Source organism: Leptotrichia sp. OH3620_COT-345 (genome assembly GCF_003932895.1).
GTDB lineage: Bacteria > Fusobacteriota > Fusobacteriia > Fusobacteriales > Leptotrichiaceae > Pseudoleptotrichia.
Map to the genome: position 1 here is coordinate 1 of NZ_RQYW01000201.1, position 251 is coordinate 251.

General features: G+C 37.8%; 1 protein-coding gene. It reads left to right on the forward strand.

Annotation, left to right across the window (positions count from 1 at the left end; translation table 11 throughout):
• The coding region (locus tag EII29_RS11790; RefSeq protein ID WP_125237631.1) for a hemolysin at positions 1-251 on the forward strand (251 nt) is incomplete at both ends.

A 251-nucleotide genomic window follows, 5' to 3' on the forward strand; every position in this document is an offset into this window, starting at 1 on the left:
GTAACAGGAAACATAAAAAACCTTGAGCTTGTATCAGTTCAGAACACAAGTACAACAACGGGAAGCAGTAGCGGAATAAGTGTAGGAGTAAGTTCAACAGGAATGCCAAATTCCATAGGATTAAGTGGAAGTAAGACGAACGGAAGCAGAGCTTTTGTAGATAATCAGACAACATTTATAGTGGGAGACGGAAGTAATCTTACAATAGGTAAAACAACAAATACAGGATCAATAATAGGCAAAGAAGGCAA